The sequence below is a fragment of the Streptomyces sp. NPDC006012 genome (assembly GCF_042871185.1).
Lineage (GTDB): Bacteria > Actinomycetota > Actinomycetes > Streptomycetales > Streptomycetaceae > Streptomyces.
In genome coordinates, this window is the sequence record NZ_JBIAIE010000069.1 from 1 (window position 1) to 1,454 (window position 1,454).

General features: G+C 67.7%; 1 protein-coding gene. It reads left to right on the plus strand.

Annotated features, from left to right (window positions below; genetic code table 11):
- Nucleotides 1-38: 38 nt before the first annotated feature.
- Nucleotides 39-1,454 (plus strand): polyketide synthase dehydratase domain-containing protein (locus ACFYPJ_RS39050; RefSeq protein ID WP_389026890.1); only part of this gene is annotated, 1,416 nt, incomplete at its 3' end.

Here is a 1,454-nt window from a genome sequence, read left to right on the forward strand (position 1 = left end):
CGTTGGATGAGTTGGTGGGTTGGGGTGAGGGTGTGGGGGTGCGGGTGCGTCGTATTGCGGTGGATTATGCGTCGCATACGTCGCATGTGGAGTTGTTGGAGGGGGAGTTGGGTGAGGTGCTGGGCGAGGTTCGGGGGGTGTGTCCGCGGGTTCCGTTGTTTTCGACGGTGGATGGTGAGTGGGTTGAGGATGGTCGGATGGGGGGTGAGTACTGGTATCGGAATTTGCGGCAGCCGGTGCGGTTCGGGGCTGCGGTGGAGGCGTTGGTCGGGGATGGGTTCCGGGTGTTTGTGGAGGCGAGTGCTCATGGGGTGTTGACGGGGGCGGTGTCGGATGTGGTGTCGGATGTGGTGGGGGATGTGCCGTCGGTGGTGACGGGGACGTTGCGGCGTGATGACGGGGGTTTGCGGCGGTTTTTGTCGTCGGCGGCGAATTTGTGGGTGCGGGGGGTGGCGGTGGATTGGTCGGCGGTGGTGCCGGAGGCTGTGGGGTCTGTGTCGGGTCTGCCGACGTATGCGTTCCAGCGTCAGCGGTATTGGTTGGAGGGGGGTCGGCGGGTTGCTGATGTGGGTGGTGCTGGTCTGGGTGTGGTGGGGCATCCGTTGTTGGGTGCGGTGGTGGAGTTGCCGGATGCGGACGGGTCGGTGTTCACGGGTCGGATCTCGTTGAAGAGTCATCCGTGGCTGGACGATCACCGGGTCAGTGGCAGTCCCCTCGTCCCCGGCACCGCACTCCTCGAACTCGCCGTCAGGGCCGGCGAAGAAGTCGGCTACCCGGTCGTCGGAGAGCTGGTGATCGAGTCTCCGCTGCTGCTGCCCGAGCAGGCGGAGCTGCAGATCCAGGTCACGGTGGGTGCGCCGGACGAGACCGGACGACGTCCGGTGAGCGTGTACTCCCGCCGGACCGACAGTGCGGACGGCACGTCCTGGACCCGGCATGTCAGCGGGCTGCTTGCGACCGCACCGGAGACGGCGACCGCCGACTTCGCAGCGGAGCAGTGGCCGCCCGTGGGCGCGGAGCCCGTCGAGCTGTCCGGCTTCTACGACGAGTTGGCGGGACGCGGCTACGAGTACGGTCCGGCGTTCCAGGGCCTGAAGTCGGTGTGGAGGCGGGGCGGCGAGGTCTTCGCCGAGGTCGCGCTCCCGGAGGAGCTGCGCTCCGAGGCGACTGAGTACGTACTCCATCCTGCCCTTCTCGACGCCGCCCTCCAAGCCACGAACCTCGGAGCCGCGCCAAAGGCCCAGGAGGGCCAGGTGCTGCTGCCGTTCGCCTGGAACGACGTCACCGTGCACGCGTCGGGCGCCGGCGAACTGCGCATCCGCGCCACGGCCTGCGCACCGGACGCCGTCTCCCTCTCGATCGCTGATGGGGTGGGGGTTGTGGTGGCTGAGGTGGGGTCGTTGGTGTTGCGGCCGATTGGTGTGGGTGAGTTGTCGTCGGTGGGTGTGGGGGTG